This is a genomic window from Providencia sp. LY12 (assembly GCF_057621555.1).
Map to the genome: position 1 here is coordinate 1,292,762 of NZ_CM172594.1, position 24,143 is coordinate 1,316,904.

23 protein-coding genes, 3 tRNA genes and 2 other RNA genes are annotated in these 24,143 nt (G+C 43.3%); 20 read left to right on the forward strand and 8 right to left on the reverse strand.

Going from position 1 to position 24,143, the window contains the following annotated elements:
* Positions 1 to 116 precede the first annotated feature (116 nt).
* The 8 genes from tolB to ACY3ZI_RS05890 all read left to right on the forward strand — a co-directional run bounded on the left by tolB (position 117) and on the right by ACY3ZI_RS05890 (position 3,598).
* A complete protein-coding gene (gene tolB / locus ACY3ZI_RS05855) occupies positions 117 to 1,409 on the forward strand; it encodes a Tol-Pal system beta propeller repeat protein TolB (protein ID WP_036947763.1) in 1,293 nt (430 codons plus the stop codon).
* Positions 1,410 to 1,452: 43 nt separating this feature from the next.
* A complete protein-coding gene (pal, locus tag ACY3ZI_RS05860) occupies positions 1,453 to 1,950 on the forward strand; it encodes a peptidoglycan-associated lipoprotein Pal (RefSeq protein WP_006660438.1) in 498 nt (165 codons plus the stop codon).
* A gap of 22 nt (positions 1,951 to 1,972) precedes the next feature.
* Positions 1,973 to 2,755 carry a cell division protein CpoB gene (gene cpoB / locus ACY3ZI_RS05865; protein ID WP_154600186.1) on the forward strand — a complete coding sequence of 261 codons (783 nt, stop codon included), beginning with the start codon at positions 1,973 to 1,975 and terminating at the stop codon, positions 2,753 to 2,755.
* A 205-nt stretch (positions 2,756 to 2,960) separates the two neighbouring features.
* Positions 2,961 to 3,036 (forward strand) — tRNA-Lys (locus ACY3ZI_RS05870).
* 34 nt (positions 3,037 to 3,070) lie between these two features.
* A tRNA-Lys gene (locus ACY3ZI_RS05875) sits at positions 3,071 to 3,146 on the forward strand.
* Positions 3,147 to 3,180: 34 nt separating this feature from the next.
* Positions 3,181 to 3,256: transfer RNA gene (locus tag ACY3ZI_RS05880), tRNA-Lys, on the forward strand.
* A gap of 42 nt (positions 3,257 to 3,298) precedes the next feature.
* A non-coding RNA gene (locus ACY3ZI_RS05885) (RtT sRNA) lies at positions 3,299 to 3,427 on the forward strand.
* A 42-nt stretch (positions 3,428 to 3,469) separates the two neighbouring features.
* Positions 3,470 to 3,598: non-coding RNA, RtT sRNA (locus tag ACY3ZI_RS05890), on the forward strand.
* Between the two features lie 59 nt (positions 3,599 to 3,657).
* Here ACY3ZI_RS05890 and ACY3ZI_RS05895 read toward each other — a convergent pair.
* Positions 3,658 to 4,533, reverse strand: a complete 876-nt coding sequence (locus ACY3ZI_RS05895; RefSeq protein ID WP_487376442.1) for an aminoglycoside 6-adenylyltransferase — start codon at positions 4,531 to 4,533, stop codon at positions 3,658 to 3,660.
* Positions 4,534 to 4,772: 239 nt separating this feature from the next.
* On the opposite strand from ACY3ZI_RS05895, the gene nadA reads away from it, so the two are divergent.
* From nadA to aroG, 3 genes are all read left to right on the forward strand, one after another.
* Positions 4,773 to 5,813 (forward strand): quinolinate synthase NadA, encoded by a 1,041-nt coding sequence (nadA, locus tag ACY3ZI_RS05900; protein WP_211884942.1) that lies wholly within the window; start codon positions 4,773 to 4,775, stop codon positions 5,811 to 5,813.
* A 95-nt stretch (positions 5,814 to 5,908) separates the two neighbouring features.
* A complete protein-coding gene (gene pnuC, locus ACY3ZI_RS05905) occupies positions 5,909 to 6,631 on the forward strand; it encodes a nicotinamide riboside transporter PnuC (RefSeq protein WP_211884943.1) in 723 nt (240 codons plus the stop codon).
* 332 nt (positions 6,632 to 6,963) lie between these two features.
* Positions 6,964 to 8,019: a 3-deoxy-7-phosphoheptulonate synthase AroG gene (gene aroG / locus ACY3ZI_RS05910; RefSeq protein ID WP_487376449.1), complete on the forward strand. Its 1,056-nt coding sequence runs from the start codon at positions 6,964 to 6,966 to the stop codon at positions 8,017 to 8,019.
* A gap of 72 nt (positions 8,020 to 8,091) precedes the next feature.
* On the opposite strand, the gene ACY3ZI_RS05915 is transcribed toward aroG, so the two are convergent.
* The 4 genes from ACY3ZI_RS05915 to modE all read right to left on the reverse strand — a co-directional run bounded on the left by ACY3ZI_RS05915 (position 8,092) and on the right by modE (position 12,536).
* Positions 8,092 to 8,832 carry a hypothetical protein gene (locus ACY3ZI_RS05915; protein WP_487376451.1) on the reverse strand — a complete coding sequence of 247 codons (741 nt, stop codon included), beginning with the start codon at positions 8,830 to 8,832 and terminating at the stop codon, positions 8,092 to 8,094.
* 176 nt (positions 8,833 to 9,008) lie between these two features.
* Positions 9,009 to 9,761, reverse strand: coding sequence for a 2,3-diphosphoglycerate-dependent phosphoglycerate mutase (gene gpmA / locus ACY3ZI_RS05920; protein WP_006660200.1), 753 nt, complete (start codon positions 9,759 to 9,761; stop codon positions 9,009 to 9,011).
* Between the two features lie 373 nt (positions 9,762 to 10,134).
* A complete protein-coding gene (modF, locus tag ACY3ZI_RS05925; RefSeq protein ID WP_487376452.1) occupies positions 10,135 to 11,613 on the reverse strand; it encodes a molybdate ABC transporter ATP-binding protein ModF in 1,479 nt (492 codons plus the stop codon).
* A 134-nt stretch (positions 11,614 to 11,747) separates the two neighbouring features.
* Positions 11,748 to 12,536, reverse strand: coding sequence for a molybdenum-dependent transcriptional regulator (gene modE, locus ACY3ZI_RS05930; protein ID WP_036950555.1), 789 nt, complete (start codon positions 12,534 to 12,536; stop codon positions 11,748 to 11,750).
* A gap of 191 nt (positions 12,537 to 12,727) precedes the next feature.
* Here modE and ACY3ZI_RS05935 point away from each other — a divergent pair, with 191 nt between their 5' ends.
* A complete protein-coding gene (locus ACY3ZI_RS05935; protein WP_036950553.1) occupies positions 12,728 to 12,880 on the forward strand; it encodes an AcrZ family multidrug efflux pump-associated protein in 153 nt (50 codons plus the stop codon).
* Positions 12,881 to 12,968: 88 nt separating this feature from the next.
* On the opposite strand, the gene ACY3ZI_RS05940 is transcribed toward ACY3ZI_RS05935, so the two are convergent.
* Complete coding sequence (locus ACY3ZI_RS05940; protein WP_211884947.1) at positions 12,969 to 14,000, reverse strand: ElaD/SseL family deubiquitinase; 1,032 nt, start codon at positions 13,998 to 14,000, stop codon at positions 12,969 to 12,971.
* Between the two features lie 281 nt (positions 14,001 to 14,281).
* Here ACY3ZI_RS05940 and modA point away from each other — a divergent pair, with 281 nt between their 5' ends.
* Genes modA through modC form a run of 3 tightly spaced genes read left to right on the forward strand, consistent with a single transcriptional unit; the run spans position 14,282 to position 16,839 of the window.
* Complete coding sequence (modA, locus tag ACY3ZI_RS05945) at positions 14,282 to 15,058, forward strand: molybdate ABC transporter substrate-binding protein (RefSeq protein ID WP_487376453.1); 777 nt, start codon at positions 14,282 to 14,284, stop codon at positions 15,056 to 15,058.
* A gap of 22 nt (positions 15,059 to 15,080) precedes the next feature.
* Positions 15,081 to 15,770: a molybdate ABC transporter permease subunit gene (gene modB / locus ACY3ZI_RS05950; protein ID WP_036950542.1), complete on the forward strand. Its 690-nt coding sequence runs from the start codon at positions 15,081 to 15,083 to the stop codon at positions 15,768 to 15,770.
* Between the two features lies 1 nt (position 15,771).
* Positions 15,772 to 16,839, forward strand: coding sequence for a molybdenum ABC transporter ATP-binding protein ModC (gene modC, locus ACY3ZI_RS05955; protein WP_487376454.1), 1,068 nt, complete (start codon positions 15,772 to 15,774; stop codon positions 16,837 to 16,839).
* Positions 16,840 to 16,978: 139 nt separating this feature from the next.
* Here modC and ACY3ZI_RS05960 read toward each other — a convergent pair whose 3' ends face one another.
* Positions 16,979 to 17,797 (reverse strand): pyridoxal phosphatase, encoded by an 819-nt coding sequence (locus ACY3ZI_RS05960; protein WP_487376455.1) that lies wholly within the window; start codon positions 17,795 to 17,797, stop codon positions 16,979 to 16,981.
* A 212-nt stretch (positions 17,798 to 18,009) separates the two neighbouring features.
* Between ACY3ZI_RS05960 and pgl the strand changes: the two genes are divergently transcribed.
* Positions 18,010 to 18,990: a 6-phosphogluconolactonase gene (pgl, locus tag ACY3ZI_RS05965; protein WP_487376457.1), complete on the forward strand. Its 981-nt coding sequence runs from the start codon at positions 18,010 to 18,012 to the stop codon at positions 18,988 to 18,990.
* Positions 18,991 to 19,037: 47 nt separating this feature from the next.
* Here the strand turns inward: pgl and bioA are convergent, their stop codons facing one another.
* Complete coding sequence (bioA, locus tag ACY3ZI_RS05970) at positions 19,038 to 20,309, reverse strand: adenosylmethionine--8-amino-7-oxononanoate transaminase (protein WP_487377454.1); 1,272 nt, start codon at positions 20,307 to 20,309, stop codon at positions 19,038 to 19,040.
* A gap of 93 nt (positions 20,310 to 20,402) precedes the next feature.
* Between bioA and bioB the strand changes: the two genes are divergently transcribed.
* The 4 genes from bioB to bioD are packed head-to-tail and all read left to right on the forward strand — an operon-like array spanning position 20,403 to position 24,057.
* The gene (gene bioB, locus ACY3ZI_RS05975) at positions 20,403 to 21,440 is read left to right on the forward strand and encodes a biotin synthase BioB (RefSeq protein WP_181478135.1); all 1,038 of its coding nucleotides are present in this window, start codon (positions 20,403 to 20,405) and stop codon (positions 21,438 to 21,440) included.
* Positions 21,440 to 22,597: an 8-amino-7-oxononanoate synthase gene (bioF, locus tag ACY3ZI_RS05980; protein WP_487376460.1), complete on the forward strand. Its 1,158-nt coding sequence runs from the start codon at positions 21,440 to 21,442 to the stop codon at positions 22,595 to 22,597. The genes bioB and bioF overlap by 1 nt, the downstream gene beginning before the upstream one ends.
* A complete protein-coding gene (gene bioC / locus ACY3ZI_RS05985) occupies positions 22,575 to 23,390 on the forward strand; it encodes a malonyl-ACP O-methyltransferase BioC (RefSeq protein ID WP_211884952.1) in 816 nt (271 codons plus the stop codon). The genes bioF and bioC overlap by 23 nt, the downstream gene beginning before the upstream one ends.
* Positions 23,383 to 24,057 carry a dethiobiotin synthase gene (gene bioD, locus ACY3ZI_RS05990; RefSeq protein WP_211884954.1) on the forward strand — a complete coding sequence of 225 codons (675 nt, stop codon included), beginning with the start codon at positions 23,383 to 23,385 and terminating at the stop codon, positions 24,055 to 24,057. The genes bioC and bioD overlap by 8 nt, the downstream gene beginning before the upstream one ends.
* The last annotated feature ends 86 nt before the right edge of the window (positions 24,058 to 24,143 follow it).

Here is a 24,143-nt window from a genome sequence, read left to right on the forward strand (position 1 = left end):
GTAAATTTTGAGGCAATGTAATAAATAGTTTGTGTGCTATCTAGTTTTGTTAGTATACCTTTGTTAAAATTCAGCGAATTATTGCGGTGGTGAATATCGCAGTAAGGGAGATTAGGATGAAGCATGCGTTTAAAATAGTTCTCGGGTTCTTAATGCTATGGGCTACTGTTGCTCAGGCAGAGATCCGTATTGAGATTACTGAAGGTGTTAACTCAGCTCAGCCAATCGGCGTTGTCCCATTTAAATGGGCTGGCGCGGGTGCGCCGCCACAAGAAGTGGGCGGAATTGTCGGTGCTGATTTACGCAATAGTGGTAAATTTAACCCTATTGAACCAAGCCGCATGCCTCAGCAACCTGGCACGGCTTCAGAAGTGACGCCAGAAGCTTGGACTGCGTTAGGCATTAACGCGGTTGTTGTTGGTCAAGTTCAACCAGCAGCTGATGGTAGCTTTGTTGTTAGCTATCAGTTAGTGGATGTTGCCGCTAACCCAGGTGCAGTTTTAGCGCAAAACCAATTTAAAGTGACCAAAGATTGGTTACGCTATGCAGCGCATACTGCAAGTGATGAAGTATTTGAGAAGTTGACTGGTATCCGTGGTGCTTTCCGTACACGTATTGCTTACGTGGTGAAGACCAACGGCGGTCAATATCCGTTTGAATTACGAGTTTCTGACTATGACGGTTTTAACCAATTCACGGTTCACCGTTCGCCAGAACCTTTAATGTCGCCAGCTTGGTCACCAGATGGCCAAAAAATTGCGTACGTAACGTTTGAAAGTGGTAGTTCTGCGCTAGTTATCCAGACTCTATCAAGTGGTGCGGTTCGTCAGGTTGCATCATTCCCACGTCATAATGGGGCACCTGCATTCTCACCAGATGGGACTAAACTAGCTTTTGCTCTGTCTAAGACAGGCAGCCTGAATTTATATGTGATGGACTTAGGTAGTGGTCAAATTCGTCAAGTAACAGATGGTCGCAGTAACAATACTGAACCAAGCTGGATGCCGGATAGCCAAACTTTAGTTTATACCTCTGATCAGGCAGGACGTCCGCAGATTTATAAAATGAATATTAATGGTGGTAGTCCTGTTCGTGTCTCCTATGAAGGATCACAAAATCAGGATGCTGATGTAAGCCCGGATGGAACTTTCTTAGTGATGGTCAGCTCCGGGGGCGGTCAGCAGCATATCGCCAAACAGGATCTGGCAACGGGTAACGTTGAATATTTAACGTCAACGTTTCTAGATGAAACGCCGAGTATCGCACCTAACGGCACTATGGTAATTTATAGCTCCTCTCAAGGCTTGGGGACTATATTGCAGCTAGTTTCGACCGACGGGCGTTTCAAAGCGCGTCTTCCGGCAACCGATGGACAGGTTAAATTCCCTGCCTGGTCGCCGTATCTGTGATGCATAATAATAATGTGTGGCAAAAATATTAAGGATCAAAACGATGCAACTGAATAAAGTGCTTAAAGGGCTGATGATCGCATTACCAATCATGGCAGTCGCAGCTTGTAGCTCTAACAAAAACAACGACCAAACTGGTGATGATTCTTCTATGAATCAAACTAACACTGGTCTGTCTGCGGAAGAGCTGGCACGTCAGCAAATGGAACAACTGCAACAGAACAACACTGTTTACTTTGGTTTCGATAAATACAATGTATCTCCAGAGTACGCTGAAATGTTAGATGCACACGCAGCATTCCTGCGTAGCAACCCATCTGTACGTGTTGTTGTTGAAGGCCATGCGGATGAGCGCGGTACTCCAGAATACAACATCGCACTGGGCGAGCGTCGTGCTAACGCGGTTAAAATGTATCTGCAAAGCAAAGGCGTTTCAGGTGACCAAGTTTCACTGGTTTCTTACGGTAAAGAAAAACCAGCTGTGTTAGGTCACACTGAAGCAGACTACGCGAAAAACCGTCGTGCAGTCATTGCATACTAATAGATAAGCGAAATTATCTATTATGAACAGTAACTTCAGACAATTACTAGTTGGTCTGTCGTTATTGGTTGGCGTAGCGGCCCCTTGGGCCGCTATTGCCCAAGCGCCAATCAACAATGTCGGATCGGGTTCTTCCGCAGACCGCCTCACTCAACTTGAGACCGCTGTTAGCTCTCAAGGTCAAATGATTTATCAAATCCAGCAGCAATTAGCCGATAACCAACGTGATATTGATATGTTACGTGGACAGATTCAAGAAAGTGAATACAAATTGAATCAAGTTGTTGAGCGCCAAAAAGATTTGTACATGCAATTAGACAAAGCGAGTGGTGGTGATTCTTCAAGCTCTTCAGATGCAACTGATACTAGTGCATCAAATGCGCAATCATCTTCTTCAGATACGCCAGCTGCAAGCTCCGGCGGTAATGAAAAAGATGATTACAATGCTGCTGTTAAACTGGCGATGGAAAGTAAGTCCAAAGCACAGATTGACGAAGCGATTGGTGCATTACAAGGGTTTATCAAAGCATATCCAAAATCTGGATATCAATCGAATGCCAACTATTGGCTAGGACAGTTAAACTACAACAAAGGTAGCAAGGATGACGCCGCATTCTACTTTGCGACTGTAGTTAAGCAGTATCCTAAGTCTCAAAAAAGCAGTGAAGCCTTATTTAAAGTGGGGTTGATCATGCAAGATAAGGGACAGAAAGATAAAGCGAAGGCTGTTTACCAGCAGGTATTACAACAATACCCAAATAGTTCTGGTGCAAAACTTGCAGAGAAGAAGCTCAGTACACTGTAATTGATAACCCCGAAGCGATGTAGCCGAATATTTCGGGGTTATCCGTATGTTTAGTGTGCACTTAATCTTTTTTTTAAAAAAAACCATTGCACCCTCGTCAGAAATCAGTAATATAAGCCGCCGTTGATACGAGAAAGCGCGGGTTGATAAATCCGAGTGATATCAGCAAGAATCGATTACACATTGATTCTAAAAACATTTAGATGGGTCGTTAGCTCAGTTGGTAGAGCAGTTGACTTTTAATCAATTGGTCGCAGGTTCGAATCCTGCACGACCCACCATCTAAAAGCAGTAAAAAATTCAAGCAGTTCAGATGGGTCGTTAGCTCAGTTGGTAGAGCAGTTGACTTTTAATCAATTGGTCGCAGGTTCGAATCCTGCACGACCCACCATCTAAAAGTAGTAAACAATTCAAGCATTTCAGATGGGTCGTTAGCTCAGTTGGTAGAGCAGTTGACTTTTAATCAATTGGTCGCAGGTTCGAATCCTGCACGACCCACCATCTCAAGTAAACTCCTCAATCCCAAACAACTCTGTCATTTGCATATTGTACGTTGAGTGCGGGTGAGAAGCTGCGTTCAGGTTCGAGCCGAGCGAAGCGAGACAGCGTTGCGCTTGCCGCAACGACCCGAAGGGCGAGGGCAAAGCCCGAGTAATCCTGCACGACCCACCATCTCAAGTAAACTCCCCAATCCTAAACAACTCTGTCATTTGCATATTGTACGTTGAGTGCAGGTGAGAAGCTGCGTTCAGGTTCGAGCCGAGCGAAGCGAGACAGCGTTGTGCTTGCCGCAACGACCCGAAGGGCGAGGGCAAAGCCCGAGTAATCTTGCACGACTATCTCTTTCTGTACCCTTAGAAAAAAAACAAGAAACCAGCATTCCCTCGCCAGCCTAATACCATTTATTCCAGATTTTCAGGAATTAACCCATTATCCTTTAAGATCTCGATAACGATTTCTTGCACTTTTAAACCCACCGCTCGGTTATCTTGATAACCAAACAGTTCAATGGCCTCAGTCATCGCTTCCATAAAATGACCCATCAAGCTATGTAGAGATAATGCAGCTTTTTGCGCAGTACCACAGTCAAAAATCGTTTCAGTGGCTTGGATAACATGCTCTGGCATCCATTGTTGGTAATGTTTACCGTTATACCAAACATCGTGTTGTGTATTTCCATGAGCAACAGTTTGCTCAAGTAAACTGAGAAAGAAGCGTTTCATGTCAGCACTTATTGACCAAGCGCTCCATAGCTCATTACGCGTTAATGCGATTGCTACTTGGTGAGCTTCAAACCAAAAATCCGTAACCAGCTCATTAAACTGACGCTCACTCAACGGTGCGGGCTTTAATACGCTAGGGTTAGGTGACGGTAGCGCATCCGTGAGCCCGGTTTTATCTAACAGCACCATGAAACCACGTGAATAAGTACTATCTAACCCTTGTTGCTGCATTTTGAGTAATCGAGAAGGTTCTGCAAATGTAAAATCCACTTTGCGCCCTTCTTCATAAATTACTAAGCAGGTGGGATCTTCTGGCTCATTTTCACCACCATTATCTAAATGTAATGCGATTAATGGATTGGCAATAAGGCTAACCCATTGCTTATCATTAAAAAGTGCAGTCACACCATGACCAATGAGTTCAATATCAATGTCTGAATAGCCATCGATGTCTAATTCTCGTCCTCTAGAGCCAGTCAGTATGACGGCTTCGATTCTAGGTTCGAGTAATGAAATAGAAATTATTTTATTTAATAGCGTTGCAGGTGATTCCATAACTAACCTATTGGAGTTAACAGAAGCCGCTAAGATACCGACAAATGAGGTGAAAAGCGAAAAACAAATCGTGAAAAAGGGCGCTACAGCAAAATCATTCGCTCATAGATGAAAAGGTTGGAGACATCTTAGCCAAATAAGCGTATCTTGTTTAGTATATAAAACAAAAATGTGCAGAATTAGGAGTTTTATGAATATTTTCAGGCATAAAATAACTTTCTGCTAAACAGAGGCAAGAAATGAGCGAGTTTATCGATTTTGACCATGCTGTTTATCCTTTTCCTCCTAAACCAGCACCGTTAAATACCGATCAGAAAGCGTTTTACCGTGAGCGCATTAAGCAATTATTGGTCGAAAAAAATGCGGTGATTGTCGCGCATTACTATACCGATCCTGAAATACAAGCATTAGCGGAAGAAACTGGCGGCTGTGTTGCTGATTCTCTTGAAATGGCGCGTTTTGGCGCTCGACATGATGCATCAACCCTGGTTGTTGCTGGCGTACGATTTATGGGGGAAACAGCCAAAATCCTAAGCCCAGAAAAAAATGTCTTGATGCCAACACTCGACGCACAATGCTCGCTGGATATTGGCTGCCCAGACGAAGAATTTGCCCGCTTCTGTGATGCTCACCCAGACAGAACTGTGGTGGTGTATGCGAACACGTCAGCCGCGGTAAAGGCCCGTGCAGATTGGGTCGTGACATCCAGTATTGCGGTGGAGTTGATTGAACACTTAGATAGCCTCGGAGAAAAGATTATTTGGGCGCCGGATAAGCACTTAGGGCGCTATGTTCAACAACAAACTGGCGCGGATATTCTTTGTTGGCAAGGGGCTTGTATCGTTCACGATGAATTTAAGACCCAATCATTAGAGAAAATGAAAGCCATGTATCCTGAAGCGGCGGTATTGGTTCATCCTGAATCGCCTCAGGCGGTTGTAGATTTAGCGGATGCTGTTGGTTCAACGAGCCAACTGATTAAAGCTGCACAAACTTTACCTAACCCATCCATGATAGTGGCGACCGATAAAGGTATTTTTTATAAAATGCAGCAAGCATGTCCAGATAAGTCACTGTATATCGCTCCAACGGCAGGTGAGGGGGCGACATGCCGGACTTGTGCTCATTGTCCTTGGATGGCGATGAATGGCTTACAGGCAATTACAGAGGCCTTAGAAGGCAATGGTATCGAGCATCAAATTCATGTAGATGCACAGTTGCGTGAAAAAGCCCTATTACCATTGGATAAAATGTTAAAGTTTGCAGAAAGTCTAAAATAACAACCAAAAATGATCGGTTTAATTTCAAATAAGTTAACCGTGTGATATTGATGAGCAATGCTATTTTAACGATGAATGATAAATAGGATTTAAAAATGGAGTTTTTTAGCACCGCAAATACGTTAGTGCAGATCCCTGTATGGGGAACTGTTTATGACCTTTCGTATATTGAAGCTGTTGGCACAATAGCGGGTTTATTGTGCATTCTATTGGCAAGCTTTGAAAAAACTATCAACTACTTATTTGGTCTCATTAACGTGACCTTATTCGCAGTGATTTTTTTCCAAATTCAGTTATACGCTAATTTGCTTTTACAGGTATTTTTCTTCGGTGCCAATATTTATGGTTGGTATGCGTGGAGTCGCGTATCAAACTCTCAAGAAGCTGAGTTGAAAATCCGTTGGTTAAGTCTTCCTAAAGCGTTAACAACGCTGGTTATTTCAGTTTTAGCTATTATTTTCCTTACCTTTAATATTGATGCGGTATTTGGGCGCCTTGCAACTTGGGCTGTTGAATTATTAAACCTCTTTGGTGCTAATTTAACTTTACCAACAATAGACCCAGATGCTTTCCCATTCTGGGATTCCACAATGACCGTGTTATCTGTGGTTGCGATGATTTTAATGACTCGTAAGTATGTAGAAAACTGGTTGCTCTGGGTTGTGATTAACGTTATTAGCATTGTGATTTTCTTTATCCAAGGCGTTTATGCAATGTCACTGGAATATTTAATTCTGCTTGGCATCGCATTGAATGGTTCTCGGTTGTGGATCAAATCCGCGAAAGAAAATGGCTCAACGGCGTTATCTCGTGATTAAGTCTCTTGTTGAGTTAGTAACTCAGTAGGAAAAAATGCAAAAAACGGCTAAAGTAACATCATCGTTATTTGGCCGTTTCTTTATATTTTTACTCTGTATTATCCCTCTATTGTTTAGCTATTGTGCTAGATATCACAGTTTCACCTCATTTTATAATCAGAAGCGGAATAATGAGTGATTATCTCGCCATTTTGGCTGTTTACAGATGGCTAGGGAACAGTTAGATTGAAAATTCGATACCTGTCGCATTTTAAGTTAATTGTTAGCTATTGAGACTCAAAAAGGTATGTAACTCAACTTTAGGAAAAATAATAAACATTGGATATGCCAGTATGAACTATCAGAACGATGACGTCAGAGTAAAACAAATAAAAGAATTATTACCCCCTATTGCACTGCTTGAAAAATTTCCAGCAACCGATAAAGCGGCGTTTACCGTTCATGAAGCTCGTCATGCTATTCACAATATCCTAGTAGGGAAAGATGACCGTCTAGTCGTTGTCATTGGTCCATGTTCTATTCACGATACAAAAGCGGCTTTGGAATATGCTGAGCGCTTGAAAAAACTTCGTGAAGAGTTAAAAGGTTCTTTAGAAATTGTGATGCGTGTTTATTTTGAAAAACCGCGTACTACCGTTGGTTGGAAAGGATTAATTAACGATCCACATATGGATCACAGCTTTGATATTAACGAAGGATTACGTATCGCGCGCGAGCTGCTGCTAACGATCAATGACCAAGGCTTACCAACGGCGGGTGAATTCCTCGATGTGATCAGCCCACAATATGTGGCGGATTTAATGAGCTGGGGCGCCATTGGTGCGCGTACCACTGAATCACAAATCCACCGTGAATTAGCTTCCGGCTTATCTTGTCCTGTAGGGTTTAAAAACGGAACTGATGGCACAATTAAAATTGCGATTGATGCTATTAATTCAGCGCGCTCGGCGCACAGTTTCTTATCGGTCACTAAATGGGGCCATTCAGCGATTGTGAATACAAGCGGAAACCCTGACTGCCATATTATTTTACGTGGTGGCAAAACGCCCAATTACAGCGCTGAACATGTTAAAGACGTGCGTGAAGGGTTAACGAATGCAGGGCTTATCCCAAGCATTATGATCGACTTTAGTCATGCGAACAGCAGCAAGAAATTTGAAAAACAGATGGAAGTTGCCACGGATGTTAGCGCCCAGCTTAGCAATGGCGATCGCTCAATTACGGGGGTGATGATCGAAAGCCACCTAGTTGAAGGTAACCAGAATTTAGAATCTGGTGAGCCTTTGGTTTACGGTAAGAGTGTCACTGATGCGTGTATTGGTTGGGATGATACGGAAAAAGTTTTACGTCAGTTATCCGATGCGGTGATTGCTCGTCGTCAAAAGTAATCAACAAATTACGCACTTAATAGCATGAATGAAAAAGCCAGTTCGTTGTTCTCGGAACTGGCTTTTTTGTGACTATTTTTGCACTCGGCTTAATAATTTTTCAATATTTGCCTGATCTTCAGGAGTCATATTGGCAGGATTAGCAGAGAGCTGAATATCTGAACCGTCTACTTTAGCAGTGAAAAATAATTTTCCTTTCTCACTTTTTACGTAGAACACATCTTTGAGTGGAATACGGTAACAATAAGCAAAGATATTTGGGCGAATATAAAAATGTGTATCTTTGATAGCCAAATAGGTAGTGCTACTCGCTTTTTTACCAAAGAAACCTAAGAAAACGGCCAGTACGAATAAAAACATACCTAGGCTTTGGCTTAATACAATCAACACAATACCTAAAATCGCAATTGGGAATACCATCATTGTATTGCTGCGTTTATTCATCGGGATGCTGACATCGAAAGGCACATTAATAGTGGTATCAAATGGCGTGAGTTGGTGGTAACGCCAGCGAATGGCAGAAAAAACCATCCCCATCGCAAACACAATAGTAATTGGCATGAGCGCTACGCTACTGACCACGGCAAGAACAATGGCGAATGTAGGTTTATAATTGAGTACCATCATGCTGACAATTTGCAGTGGAAAACTGACACACGCAATAATCATCAATGTTTTCATCAGCTCAGGGTTTGCGCTACCCGCAGGTCCTTCAAGAGTCATTTCCCCGGTTTGTAACATATACAGTAGCGCACCTAAAATACTGGCGCTGAGGATCAACCCTACCCAGACATATAGATTAAACTTATTCATTTTCTTGATTTATCAACCTTTCAGTGAATTTTTCCCTATGATAGTCGGTTATCGGTGTTTTCGACACTCCGAGGTGATGGATTTTATAATCAAATATCAAAAAGAGAGAAAAAGACCCATAAAAAAGGGCTAAGCCATTGGCTTAACCCTCAATAGGCATAAAGAAAAGTTAGTAATTACTTCGCTTTACCTTGGTTTGCAACCGCAGCTTGTTTTGCTGCGATTTCGTCTTGGTTACCCAGATAGTAGTGTTTGATTGGTTTCATGTTCTCATCGAACTCATAAACCAGTGGCACAGCTGTTGGGATGTTCAGGTTCAGAATTTCTTCTTCACCCATGTTATCCAAGTATTTAACCAGTGCACGCAGTGAGTTACCGTGAGCGGCAATGATCACTTTCTCGCCTTTTTCAACGCGTGGTTTAATCACTTCTTCCCAATAAGGAACAACACGGTCGATAGTGGTTGCTAAGCTTTCAGTCACTGGCAATTCAGATGGTTTTAAGTTTGCGTAACGTGGGTCGTGACCAGGGAAACGCTCATCATCTTTAGTCAGGTCTGGTGGAGTAATTGCAAAACCACGACGCCACAGTTTCACTTGCTCATCACCGTATTTAGCAGCGGTTTCTGATTTGTCTAAGCCTTGCAGTGCACCGTAATGACGCTCGTTTAATTTCCAGCTTTTTTCAACTGGCAGCCATTGCTGTTCAACTTGATCCAGAATGTTCCATAAGGTGTGGATGGCACGTTTTAGAACGGAGGTATAAGCGAAATCAAAAACAAAACCTTCTTTTTTCAGCAGTTGACCTGCATTTTTGGCTTCTTCACGACCTTTCTCTGACAGTTCTACATCAGTCCAACCGGTGAAGCGGTTTTCTTTGTTCCACTCACTCTCACCGTGTCTTACTAAAACCAGTTTAGTTACAGCCATAGCTAAAACTCCTATCAGTACATTCAAATTAGAAATGAATTATTGCTGACCTACATTATAGGGATAGTCGCCCCGAACGCTAGTGACAACATGACGTTTTCTCAGTTTCAAGTCAAAAAAATCAATAATATCTAGGGATTAGTGATTTTAATTTAACTTAAAGTTAGGCGAAACGATTTAGTCTATTAGGTGTTTTAGCACCGTGTCACTGGCTCAGTAAATCAGAAGGTATGGCATAGATTTAACCCTAAGTGAATCGATACAGCAAGTGAAAAATTCAATAATAATATGTGCTGGATTAATTTATTGAGAAATTTGATAAGCGGTAATAAATGATGCTGGTAAGTAAATACTTACCAGCAAGATAACAGGGTTAGAGTTCTGAGACGACTTCAATATCGTAGCGGTATTTATCTCCATCAGGGACAAACTTCAGTCGATGGGTAATGCACGATGGGGCATCTTCTTGGTGATGTGACACAAATAGCAACTGAGTATTTCCTCGGCTAAGCATGATATCGATAAAACGCAGTACCAGCAGGCGATTTAGCCCATCAAGCCCTTGAAGAGGTTCATCCAAAATAAGCATGGTAGGGTGTTTAACCAAAGCGCGAGCAATCAGAATTAATCGCTGTTGACCCCAGGATAAGCTATGAAATGGTTGTTGAGCCGTTTGTGGTGCAAATCCAAGCAGTGCTAGCCATTCATAAGCTAACTGAACTTGGCGGTCTGAAGGTGTTTGATACAGACCTATGGAGTCATGGAAACCGGAAATAATTACGTTGAGTACACTGGTTGCCACACGATACTCTTGATGAATACTGTTACTGACATAGCCAATATGGCGCTTAATATCCCAAATCGTTTCTCCGCTGCCGCGACGGCGCCCAAATAAGGTTAAATCATTACTATATCCTTGAGGATGGTCTCCGGTTATCAGGCTCAATAATGTGGATTTTCCTGCACCATTTTCACCAATAATCTGCCAATGTTCTCCAGAATTAACCTGCCAACTGAGCCCATGTAAAATAGGTTTATCGTTGTAGCTAACGACACCATTGTTTAAAACAATACGTGGTGTCTCTGTATCTAGAGCCTCTTCAATCGTGGGATCTTCTTTTTCAGGAATAGTGAGTTGCTTGATTTTTTCACTGTGTTGTAGCTGGTGGATTAGGGTGTTAGCAAGCACTGACTCTCTATCTCCACTTAGAGTGAGTTTACAGTCAGCGACAACACCAATGTGCTCAACAAAATCGGGAATCTCATCAAATCGATTGAGAACTAATACCAAAGTGAGACCTTTATTATGCAGACTAAATAGCAGTTCGCTAAGATTGCTTCGTGAATAGATATCTAAGCCATCAAAAGGTTCATCGAGGATCAGTAAGTCTGGAGAGCTCATCAAAGTTTGGCACAGTAAGACTTTGCGAGTTTCCCCGGTAGACAGATATTTAAAGCGGCGTGATAGCAAGTCGCTGATGCCAAATTTAGCCGCAAGCTCTAAGCACAGTTCATTATCTTTATGATGAAGTTGAATAATTTCTGCGGCAGTAAAACCTGTATCTTCTTCATCGTCACTGAGTAAGTCGGTGTTGTTACGTTGCCACTCTTCTGCAATGATTTTTTGTAGCTGCTCAAAAGAGAGGCGGATAGGGGACTTGAAGCCGCTTTGGGTGATTCCGGAAAGAGATTGCAATTCTCCGGAGAGTACGCGTGCTAGCGATGATTTTCCGCTACCATTGGCACCAATAAAAGCCCAGCTTTCACCCGAATGAATTTCGAGATGAGGAATATCAAGCGTTTGGGTCTCGCTCAGCTTAAAGCACCCATTTTGTATTGTTATCGAGCTCATTTAGCTTCCTTATCATTGACCTGCCTGCTACCACAAATAATCAGGTTTACAGGTAAAGTCAATAAGTCGACATGAGGGGGAAGCTAAAAAATAGCGAATCAGGGGCAATATTAGGGGCGTTACCCCCTAAAAATCTAACAAAGCGTAGCGATAATCACTTGGTCAGCATTAAATAGCGCTGTAATTGGGTCGTTAATCGCCAGTTTTAACGCATCAACTTCTTGATTTGATAAGGTAGAGCAGAGTGTTTCTCCACCCGTTAAAGCGACAAGGATCTCGCTGTTTTCAGGGCCTCTTTCCAGGGTTGAAACGGTGCCTGCCAGTTGATTATCAAAATGGGTTTCGCTTGGTTGTTTGGTCAATTTGACCCACGGCGCTTTAATCAGAGCGAGGACTTCTTTCCCTTCAACTAAGCCAAGGCGGTTAGCGCTGGACTCGGTTAGTGCGGCATTAATGACAGTTTTCTTGTCGGCCAGTTTCACTTGAACATGCTGTAAAACATGGTTGTGATCTCGAGCAATCAGAGTACCGAAAAATTGGTTTCGGGCACTGGTTTGCAATGAAAAGCGAGAGATTGCAGCGAGTAAACTATCAAGGGGAAGGCTATCATCTTTGAGCACATCAAAGGCTTTTTGTTGAATTTGCCCCAGTAAATCATAGAGCTGGATTAATCTTTCTCCATACTGGGTGAGAGTGGTTCCGCCGCCACCTTTGCCTCCGGTCGATCTATCCAGCAGAATATCATCGGTAAGTTGATTCATTTCATTGATGGCATCCCACGCACTTTTATAGCTGATCCCAGCAAGTTTAGCGCCTTGGCTAATCGATCCTGTCGCTTTTATCTGCTTTAATAGGGCAATTCGGCGAGGGTCGGCAAATAAACTTCCCTGTAGCTTCAATGTAAGTAAGATTTCGGCCTGCATTGTTTAAGATCTCCCTGCTAGGATTGTGGCGGCAAAGGCAAAAAGCACATTTAGTATGTTGCTAGTATAATAATTTGTCTAAAATAGTATGCAATATAATGCTATTGTGCGTTATTATTTTTGTTATATTGATTTTTCCCTCGTCAGCGTATCAGAATGCTGGTGAGCACAGTATCACTGAAGAGGCTTAGATGTTAGAACTTATCAAAAGTTTGGGCTTTGCCCTATTAATGGTTCCGGTTGTAATGGTATTGATCATGGGTCTGATCTATGGCTTAGGTTCATTCTTTAACCTATTGTCTAAAGCCCATGTTCCGCATCACCATAATACTGAAAATAAGTAATACATAGCGAGCTTAGCTCGAATTAATCCTAGCCCCTTGGTTGTGTATGCAGCCAAGGGGCTTTTCGTTTTAGGAAAGCGCTTTAAGATTAATAATGTTGAGCATCGTAATAGTTTGAAAACAGTTCCCTGCGGTTCTGAATATTAAATTGCTGCTGTTCTTCAATGGATTTTTCTGGGAAATTTTTGTGGAATGTTTTGAGGATCTCTCTTGGATCTTGTTGTGTGTTCTCAGTTAATTTTTTGATTGCTTCAAGAACAAATAGCCCACAACCATTTGGCACGTATTGTTGAATATTCCCTTCAATAAAGATCATATTATCGCCAGCCCCAACAACTTGAGCGGCATCCATGAGCTGTTCACGAGTTTCTGGCGCCAGTGCAGTGAATGAATTGAATACCATACTATCGGTTTTCTGTGTCAATGGGTCTCGATAAAGTGCAAGCAAAATCCAATGTTCGTGGACATTGACGGGAAATAATTCAAGTTGACTCAATCCCTGCGCATTTTTCTCTTTTTGCTTAATATTGTCCTTCAAAAAATCGAACCCACTTAGAGTAAGAGGCATTGAGCTATTGATGGTTATATCTGATGGTAAAGCGTTGAAGGCTTTATTTGCGGAATCAATTTCATCGCTGGTGACCATTCTATTTGTATCCCAAATTGTTGATTCAGTTTTATCATCGTTGAATAACAAGGTGCTCAACCCAATCTTATCCATGAGATTCTTTATGGATGAACCAATAATATAGAGGAGCTTGGAGGGAGCTTTTAGTTTTGAATCGTCAAAGTGGTTTGCGAGTTTTTTGTCGGTATATAGTTGGTATAACGCTTTACTGGTTTTCTGGATTTCCTTATCAATTCCTTTTTTTGCTGGCTGTTTACCACTGAATAAATCGAATAGGATATTTTCGGCTTTTTTTCCTGAAGGGTCTTGGCGTAGGGCAATATTGTGCAATAACTCAATGCTGTTTAAATTTCCATTTCCTGCCTGTTTTTCCAACGCATCCAATGTTTCTGGGTTAATCTCTTTATCAAATAATTGATTAAATTGTTCGGTCGTTAATCCGCTTATGTAATTACTTTGGGCTGGAGCACGTACTATCTGTGGGGGAATCATACCTTTTCCTTTTTTCATGACGCATGGCAAAAAAGTTGAATTAAACATTCAAATGTAAATGATTTGTGCCGATAAAATTACAAAGGAAATATATTTAAGGCTATATAAAAGCGATGATGCTCAGACCCAAAAATCCTACAGTGTAATGAGCATGATAAGTATCCCATTGAGAAAAAGTGGATGAGTTCTTGAGCTAGCACACTTTTATGCATTGTTTGACTTTAAGTTAACGCTGTATCTTGATATATATAGCGTGTTAAATAATACAATGGTGGATTAACATGAAAAAAGGTTTGATATCTCTGGTTGCGGGTGCCACGTTAACACTGACTATGGCAGGTAATAGCTTCGCGGCTGAAAAAATTACCGTATTTGCGGCGGCATCACTGACTAACGCACTGAATGAAATTTCAGAGCAATATAAGAAAGAAACGAATGTTGAAGTGGTGGCTTCTTATGCATCTTCTTCAACGCTGGCTCGCCAAATTGAGCAAGGTGCACCCGCAAACATGTTTATCTCTGCTGACCAGCAGTGGATGGACTTTGCGATTGATAAAAATCTAATGGTTAAAGACACCCGTTATACTTTATTAGGTAACGAGTTAGTGTTGATTGCACCTAAAGATTCAAAAATCGATAAAGTGGAAATTAACAAACAGACAGATTGGAAAAAACTGTTAGATGGCGGCCGCTTAGCAGTCGGCGACCCTGACCACGTTCCTGTTGGGATCTATGCTAAAGAAGCATTAACCTATTTAGGGGCTTGGGAAACGGTTGACCCATTATTAGCGCGTACAAACAACGTACGTAGCGGCATGGCACTCGTTGAACGCCAAGAAGCACCATTAGGTATTGTGTACGGTTCTGATGCTGTTGCAAGCCAAAAAGTAAAAGTAGTGGGTATTTTCCCTGCAGACACTCATAAACCTGTTGAATATCCAATGGGAATTGTGAAAGATCAGGATAATAAAGCGACCCGTGATTACTATGAATACCTGAAAACCCCTGTGGCTTCAGAAATATTCAAGCGTTACGGCTTCACTCCAAATCAAAAATAATTAAGAGATCATATCGTTGCAGATGTTAAGTCCATATGAATGGGAAGCGATTTACCTCAGTTTAAAAGTTTCCAGCGTGGCGGTGCTATTTAGCTTACCGTTTGGTATTTTGATGGCTTGGGTATTAGTCCGCTGCCATTTTCCTGGCAAAACATTGCTCGACAGTATTATCCACTTACCACTGGTGCTACCGCCAGTGGTAGTGGGATATTTGCTACTCGTCAGTATGGGGAAGCGAGGATTTATTGGCGAATGGCTGTATGACTGGTTTGGTTTCAGTTTTACATTCAGTTGGCGCGGCGCGGCATTGGCATCGGCGGTGGTCGCATTTCCATTAATGGTGAGAGCGATACGCTTAGCGCTAGAAGCTGTAGATAAAAAGCTGGAACAAGCCGCACGAACCCTTGGCGCGAGCCCATTAAGAGTTTTTTTCACGATCACCATTCCATTATCGTTACCGGGAATTATCGTCGGTACGGTTTTAGCTTTTGCACGTTCTCTTGGCGAATTTGGGGCAACTATTACGTTTGTGTCTAATATTCCAGGGGAAACTCAGACAATCCCACTCGCTATGTATACATTGATAGAAACGCCGGGAGCAGAAACCGATGCGGCGCGTCTGTGTATTATTGCGATTGTCTTAGCATTAATTTCGTTATTAATTTCAGAATGGCTGACCCGTTGGGGCAAGAAGCGTCTGGGGGTAGCCTAATATGTTAGAACTAAATTTCGCTCAAAAATTGGGTGACTTGCAAATGGAAGTGAATACCCAGTTACCCACGGAAAGCATCACAGCAGTTTTTGGATTATCTGGTGCGGGAAAAACATCACTAATCAATGTGATAGGCGGGTTAACTAAGCCAAATAAGGGGCGAATCGTTCTCAATGGACGCACGCTGGTGGATGTCGAAAAAGGGATCTGTTTGCCTCCTGAAAAGCGTCATATTGGCTATGTTTTCCAAGACGCTCGGTTATTTCCCCACTACCGTGTAAAAAGTAATTTACGCTACGGTATGGCGCCGCAAATGAAAGAGCGATTCGACGATATCGTTGAATTGTTGGGGATTGAAAAATTACTAAATCGCTTCCCAATGACCCTATCCGGGGGGGAAAAACAGCGGGTGGCGATTGGGCGCGCATTATTAACAGCGCCTGAAATTCTGTTAATGGACGAGCCATTAGCTTCTCTTGATCTTCCACGCAAGCGTGAATTATTGCCTTACTTAGAAAAGCTTTCCCAAGACGTTAAAATCCCAATTTTGTATGTCAGTCATAGCCTCGATGAAATTCTACGTTTGGCGGATAAAGTTATCGTCATGGCGCAAGGTAAAGTGAAGGCGTTTGGTCCTCTAGAAGAGGTATGGGCAAGTAGTGCATTACGTCCTTGGTTACAGCAAGAAACGTTGAGTAGTGTGCTGAGTGTGGAGGTGCATAGCCAGCACCCTGATTATCAAATGACGGCGGTGATGGTGGGTAATCAAAAATTGTGGATCCCTCGCGTAGATGTAGATAAAAACAGTGCGTTGCGATTACGTATTGATGCATCTGATGTCTCTTTAGTGCTTGAAAAACCTTCAGTGAGCAGTATCCGTAATATTCTTTCTGCGGAAGTAGTGGAATGGATAGAGGATGGCGAGCAAGTGGATGTGAAGTTAGATTTGGGGGATGAGCACTATTTATGGGCAAGGATCACGCGCTGGGCTAGGGATGAACTTTCGATTCGTAAAGGGCGGAAGGTGTTTGCGCAGGTTAAGTCGGCATCTCTTTCTAAAACGTTCTAAAGGCTCGTCGTTCTTCACACCACAGCGTTGTTGACTTCATTAACTCACCCTAGTCATATACTTGTGTATGCTCCTAGGGATGAGTGAATTTGTCGCCTAGCTGCAATGCAAATAACTTAGAGCCTTGCACTGAGTTGTTTTACAAAACGTATTTACGGATCACTTCGGCAATACCCGGTTCGGTATTAACACGAGTCACTAACTTGGCTTGCTGCTTGATTTCATCAACGGCGTTACCCATAGCAACTCCTAAACCTGCTGTGGTTAGCATACTTAAATCATTGAAATTATCGCCGAAAGCAACCACATCATTCATGCTCATGCCTTGGGATTCAACCCACTCTTTCAGGCGCTGGCCTTTGCTATTACCTTTGCGACCCACATCCACCTGATCTTCCCACGACCATTCGCAATCCAAGTCTAATTCTGACTCAATTTCACGAACAACATCGTGCAAGCGTTGATGGTCTGGTGAGGTGACGGCAAATTTCCAAATATACTCATACTGATTGAGCGCATGAGCGAAATCTTCGATAAATTCGAAAGTTGGGCGCTGGTGTTGAGGTAAAGATTGCGCCCAATTTAATGTACGCGTCACACCTTCAGTTTTCGTGTGATACAGCATTGCGTTATCAACATACATTAAATGCTGAATATTGGAGCCACGCAGTTTTTCAATCAGTAAGGCGGCAGAATCGACCGTCATTGGGTTCGACTCTAAGACTTTTTTACCTAAATAGTCATACAGATAGGTACCGTTACAGCAAATTGCAGGGGTATCTAAGTCAAGTGTCTGATAAAACGGATGAATAGCCACATGGTGACGACCTGTCACAATGATGACTTTGACCCCTTGTCGACGGGCTTCATTCAGAGCTTCTAAAGATTCGGGCAGAATTTTTTTCTGGTGATCAAGTAGCGTTCCATCGAGATCGAGGGCAATAACACGGTATGACATAAACGACTCCATATAATTTTTTCGGATTCATTTTAGGGCTTTATGATAACTGAAGTTGATTAGTGTTTATACACTAAACTGTGCTGCTCAGGTTTTTAGTGGTTATTGGGTTTTTAACCGTAATTTGGTTTTTTAGCGGCAATTTGATTTTTTTTCGGTATAGTCACTCAATCATTTCATTCGATGATTTTACTATCAATCAAGGAGTCAGGATGGATCAGGTTGTTTATGTTGCCAGCCCAGAAACCCAACAAATTCACGTTTGGGCGATGAATCAAGTGGGTGAACTTTCACTACTGCAAACCGTGAGTACACCGGGGCAAGTGCAGCCAATGGTGGTGAGCCACGATAAAAAGCATCTGTATATCGGGGTCGGCCCTCACCTGAGTGTTGTGACCTATGATATTGAACCTCAAGGTACATTACGTTTTAAAGCGCAAACCAGCGTACCAGGAAAACCTGTGCATTTATCGCTGGATAATAGCGGTAAATTTTTGTTTGTTCCTTCTTACCACCAGCACAATTTAGCGGTATTACCGATTGGTAGTGACGGCATTGCAGGATCACCCATTCAAGTTATCGAAGGATTACGCCACCCGCATTCATCCCATATGGACGCTGATAATCAGCAGTTGTGGGTGCCATGTTTAGGCGAAGATCATATTCGTTTATTTGATCTGGCAAACAATGGTTATTTAACCGAAGCTACAGCGGATCAAATTACAACGGCACCAAAAGCAGGTCCTCGCCATTTAGCGCTACACCCTCAAGAAAAAGTGATTTACTGCTTAAATGAACTGGATTCCACGATCAACGTTTATCATAAATTTACGCGTTACCGTGAAATGCAGAATGTAGCATTGTATCCTGAGGGGAATCAGAGCCAGCGTTGGGCGGCGGATATTCATATCACGCCAAATGGTCGTTATTTATATGCGAGTGAACGTTCAGAGAGTTACTTAGCTCACTATCAAGTTTCTGAGAATGGTTGCGAGTTAAGTTTAGTTGGACGCTACCCAACGCAAGCGCAGCCTCGTGGTTTTAACATTGACCCATCAGGGCGTTTCTTGGTGTCAAGCGGACAAAAATCCGATCATATTTCCGTGTCAGGGATTGATTCTATCACTGGAAAATTAACTGAATTAGCGCGTTATAAGGCCTCTGCGGGCTGTATGTGGGTGACATTCCGTTAACGGTTGATAAGCCTGCCGCTGTGTGAATAACCCAGCGACAGGTTTCATTACGCGGTAAGCACTTTTTCCATTGCTTGAGTTATTTTACTTAGCTGTTTTGGGGTAATAATATACGGCGGCATCACATAAATAAGCTTACCAAATGGGCGTACCCATACCCCTTCAGCCACAAAAATTTTCTGCAATTCGGCCGTATTGACCGGCTGCTTCATCTCAATCACACCAATAGTGCCTAGCACCCGAACATTTTGAACATTGGAATAACGGGCAAGGGGAAGTAACTCCGTTTTCAGTTGCTGCTCAATGTTGGCAACAGTCTCTTGCCATGGGCTTTCTAGCAATAATTTCAAACTGGCATTGGCAACGGCGCAGGCCAATGGATTTCCCATAAAGGTTGGCCCGTGCATAAAGCAGCCTGCTTCTCCATTACTGATGGTTTCCGCGACATGGCGAGTAGCAATGGTGGCCGAGAGGGTCATATAACCCCCCGTCAAACCTTTACCTAGGCACATGATATCAGGTGAAATTTCCGCATGCTGGCAAGCAAATAACTTTCCGGTACGGCCAAACCCTGTAGCAATTTCATCCGCAATGAGCAGTAATCCGTAACGGTCACAAAGCTCACGAACGCCTTTGAGGTAATTAGGATGATAAAAACGCATTCCTCCCGCACCTTGAACGATAGGTTCGAGGATGATCGCGGCAATATCTTGATGATTCTCGGCAAGTTGGCGTTTGAGTGGCTGAAGATCACTTTCATTCCATTCATCATGGAAACCACACTGAGGCGCGTCGACAAAAATATGGGGCGGTAAATAACCTTTGTATAAACCGTGCATGGAGTTGTCAGGATCACACACCGCCATCGCACCAAAAGTATCGCCGTGATAACCATGACGTAAAGTGAGAATTCGCTGGCGCTTTTCACCGCGAGCTTGCCAGTATTGCAGCGCCATTTTTAAGGAAACTTCTACGGCGACTGAACCAGAATCCGCAAGAAAAACACACTCGAGTGGCTCTGGGGTGATGGCAACCAGTTGTTTGCATAATGCAATGGCGGGTGGATGGGTAATGCCCCCGAACATCACGTGAGACATTTTCGCTAGTTGGTCGGTGACCGCTTGATTGAGTACTGGGTGATTATAGCCATGAATGGTTGCCCACCACGATGACATCCCGTCAATCAGTCTTCTACCATCTTCCATAATCAGCTCCGCACCTTCTGCTGCAACGATTGGATAGGCAGGAATAGGGTGACTCATTGAGGTGTAAGGATGCCAAATGTGCTTGGCATCAAAAGCAATATCGCAACTGTCCATCATTATCTTTCGTCAACTTTTTTTAGATCATTTAGTTGACATGATAATAGCAACATTTAAACTGGCAACAACTTTTTCAACTGGAGAGTTCCCGTGAGCCAACTAAAACAGTGGACAATAAAACAAGCTAACGAACTGTTTTCAATGCCGTTTTTTGAATTACTATTTCAAGCACAGCAAGTACATCGCCAACATTTTGACCCGCAACAAGTGCAAGTGAGCACCTTGCTGTCTATCAAAACCGGGGCATGTCCTGAAGATTGTAAGTATTGCGCTCAGAGTGCGCGGTATAAAACGGGCTTAGAAACTGAGCGCTTGATGGAAGTCCAGCAAGTGGTTGAATCGGCGAAAAAAGCTAAAAATGCCGGTTCTACGCGTTTCTGTATGGGGGCAGCATGGCGTAACCCGAAAGAGCGCGATATGCCTTACCTTGAAATGATGGTCAAGGAAGTGAAAGCGTTAGGCATGGAAACGTGCATGACGCTGGGAATGATTGATGATTCGCAAGCGGGTCGCTTAGCGGACGCGGGTCTGGATTACTATAACCATAACCTTGATACTTCACCGGAATATTACGGCAATATTATCACCACGCGAACTTACCAAGACCGTTTAGATACGCTGGATAATGTGCGTAATGCGGGAATTAAAGTTTGCTCGGGTGGAATTTTGGGGTTAGGTGAAAAAGTCAGTGACCGTGCGGCATTACTCGTGCAGCTGGCGAATTTACCAAAACCACCAGAGAGTGTGCCTATCAATATGTTGATGAAGGTTGAAGGCACACCAATGGCTGATAATGACGATGTCGACCCATTTGATTTTATTCGTACCATTGCAGTGGCGCGGATCATGATGCCAAGCTCCTATGTGCGTTTATCCGCAGGTCGCGAACATATGAACGAGCAAACTCAGGCTCTGTGTTTTATGGCGGGTGCGAACTCTGTTTTCTATGGCTGCAAACTGTTAACCACGCCAAACCCTGATGAAAATAAAGATATTGCGCTGTTTAAGAAGCTGAATATCAACCCTGAACGTATCGAAATGGAAGACGGGGAAGACCTACAAGCAGCGAAACTGGCAGAAACACTGTTAACTGCTGACAATCCGCAATTCTATAATGCGGCAGTCTGATGGGCTGGACATCGTTTATCGATAGCCAATTGCAGAAGCGTAAAGATGCTTCTGCATGGCGTGAGCGACGCTGTATTGAAAAAAGCTCTGGTCGGGAACTCCATTTTCAAGGCAAAAGCTACCTGAACTTTTCGTCGAATGATTATTTAGGGCTTAGCCAACATCCCGAAATTATCCGTGCTTGGCAGCAAGGTGCACAAGAGTATGGAGTAGGAAGTGGCGGCTCTGGACATATCACGGGGTTCACTCACGCTCATCACCAAGCAGAGCAGAAACTAGCGGATTGGTTGGGTTATCCACGTGCCATTTTGTTTATCTCTGGCTTTGCTGCTAACCATGCCTTGATCACCGCATTAATGACGGCGGAAGACCGTATTCTGGCTGATAAACTCAGCCATGCTTCTTTGTTAGAAGGGGCAATGCATTCCCAAGCCCAGTTACGGCGCTTTAGTCACAATAGCGTTGATTCCTTAGAGAAATTAATCAGCAAACCCCATACATCGAAAACGTTAGTAGTGACTGAAGGGGTGTTCAGCATGGATGGGGACAGTGCGCCACTTGATGAATTACAAACCCTGTCTCACGCTCACAATGCATGGTTGATGGTGGATGATGCTCATGGACTTGGGATTTGGGGCAAGCAAGGGCGTGGGAGCTGTGATAAATATGGTATTAAGCCCGATATTCTCGTGGCCACTTTTGGTAAAGCCGTTGGCGTTAGCGGGGCAGCGGTGTTGTGTGATGAACGCACTGCGGACTTTTTAATTCAAGCGGCTCGCCACCTTATTTACAGCACCTCAATGCCTCCAGCTCAAGCCGTTGCTATCTCGGCGGCGGTAGAAAAAATTCAACAAGCGGACGAGCAGCGAGCTCAATTACAGCGCAATATTCGCTATTTTAGGCACCAGCTTAATTTACCGGATATGCATCTAGTGGATTCAAATACGGCTATCCAACCGCTGATTGTCGGGGATAACGAAAAGAGTTTGCAGTTATCACAATTTTTGCGCGAGAAAGGCATTTGGGTTCAAGCAATTAGACCGCCAACGGTTCCACCGGGGAGTGCCAGATTACGTATGACGCTAAGTGCTGCTCATCAGCAAGACGATATCGACAAATTATTGGAGGTACTCAATGAGTTTGTCTTTGTGTCATGATGAGGCAAGTTTATCGCGAAATATTAGAGAGAAAGCCAAGATAGCTTCGGCATTTGGGCGTGCTGCTTCGCGCTATGATTCTCTGGCTAGCTATCAACAAAATAGCGGTAAGCAGCTGCTTAGCCTGCTGGAAAATCATAGGACAATAGAGACGCCTATATTTTCTCAACAAGTACTAGATGCGGGCTGTGGAACAGGATTTTTTAGCCAAATAATCAAACAGCGTGGTGCATATGTCACGGCGCTCGACCTTTCTACGGGCATGTTGGATGTCGCGCAAAACAAGCAAGCGGCACACCGTTATGTGTGTGGAGATATGGACACACTTCCTTTTGAGGATGCCAGCTTTGATTGGGTATTTTCCAATTTGGCCATTCAGTGGTGCGATGATTTATCTCATGCTCTGGGTGAGTTATACCGCGTGACAAAGCCAGGAGGAATTATCGGTTTTACCACCTTAGCGGAGCACTCCCTTGGCGAGCTTTCGGCGGCTTGGAAAGCGTTGGATGATTCCCCTCATGTAAACCGTTTTTTATCCTACTCAAACATTGTTAAGAGCTGTCAGGGTTGGCGTAGCCAACTTTATCAACAAGCGGACACTCTCTATTTTTCGAACCTCATTGAATTACTTAATTCAGTGAAGGGAATAGGCGCAACTCACTTAACTGCGGGTCGCCAAGCGGGGCTGATGACTCGTCAGCGTTTGCAGCAACTCAGCTCAGTATATCCAAGTACTGAGAAAGGGCTGCCATTAACCTATCAAACTGTATTTGGAATTATTTATCGTGACTAAAACGTATTTTGTAACCGGAACGGATACCGAAATTGGCAAAACCATGTCGAGCTGTGCATTGTTACAAGCAGCTAATCTGCAAGGGCTAAAAACCGTAGGATATAAGCCAGTAGCTTCTGGTAGCGAAATGACCGCACAAGGTTTGCGTAATAGCGATGCACTACAGCTTCAAGCGAATAGCCGCGTCGTAGTACCTTATGAGCAAATTAATCCCATCATTTTTGAAGCGCCGACGTCACCTCACATTGTCAGTGAAAAAACTGGGCAGTCCATTGAGTTTTCCGTGATGACTCAAGGACTAAAACAGCTACAAGCACAGGCGGAATGGGTGTTAGTGGAAGGAGCAGGCGGTTGGTATACCCCATTATCTGCCGAACAAACCTACGCAGATTGGGTGGTTGAACAGCGGTTACCCGTGATTTTAGTGGTAGGTGTGAAGCTTGGGTGTATTAACCATGCGGTATTAACTGCGCAAGCCGTGAAAGCCTCTGGGTTATCTTTAGTTGGCTGGATTGCGAATGAAGTGGAACCTGCGGGCATTTATCAACAAGAATATCTCACTGCACTGAAGCGGATGATCGATGCGCCATGCTTAGGGATCATCCCGCATATTGAAAGCCAATCTACTGATTCTTTAGGGCAATATTTAGACCTTTCTTCCCTTTAAGATCCCTTAAAAATCTTAGTAAACCCGCTAGACAATTAGGTGTGGCGGGAGTACGCCTTTTACTTGTTTTTGCCGATCTTTTTTAA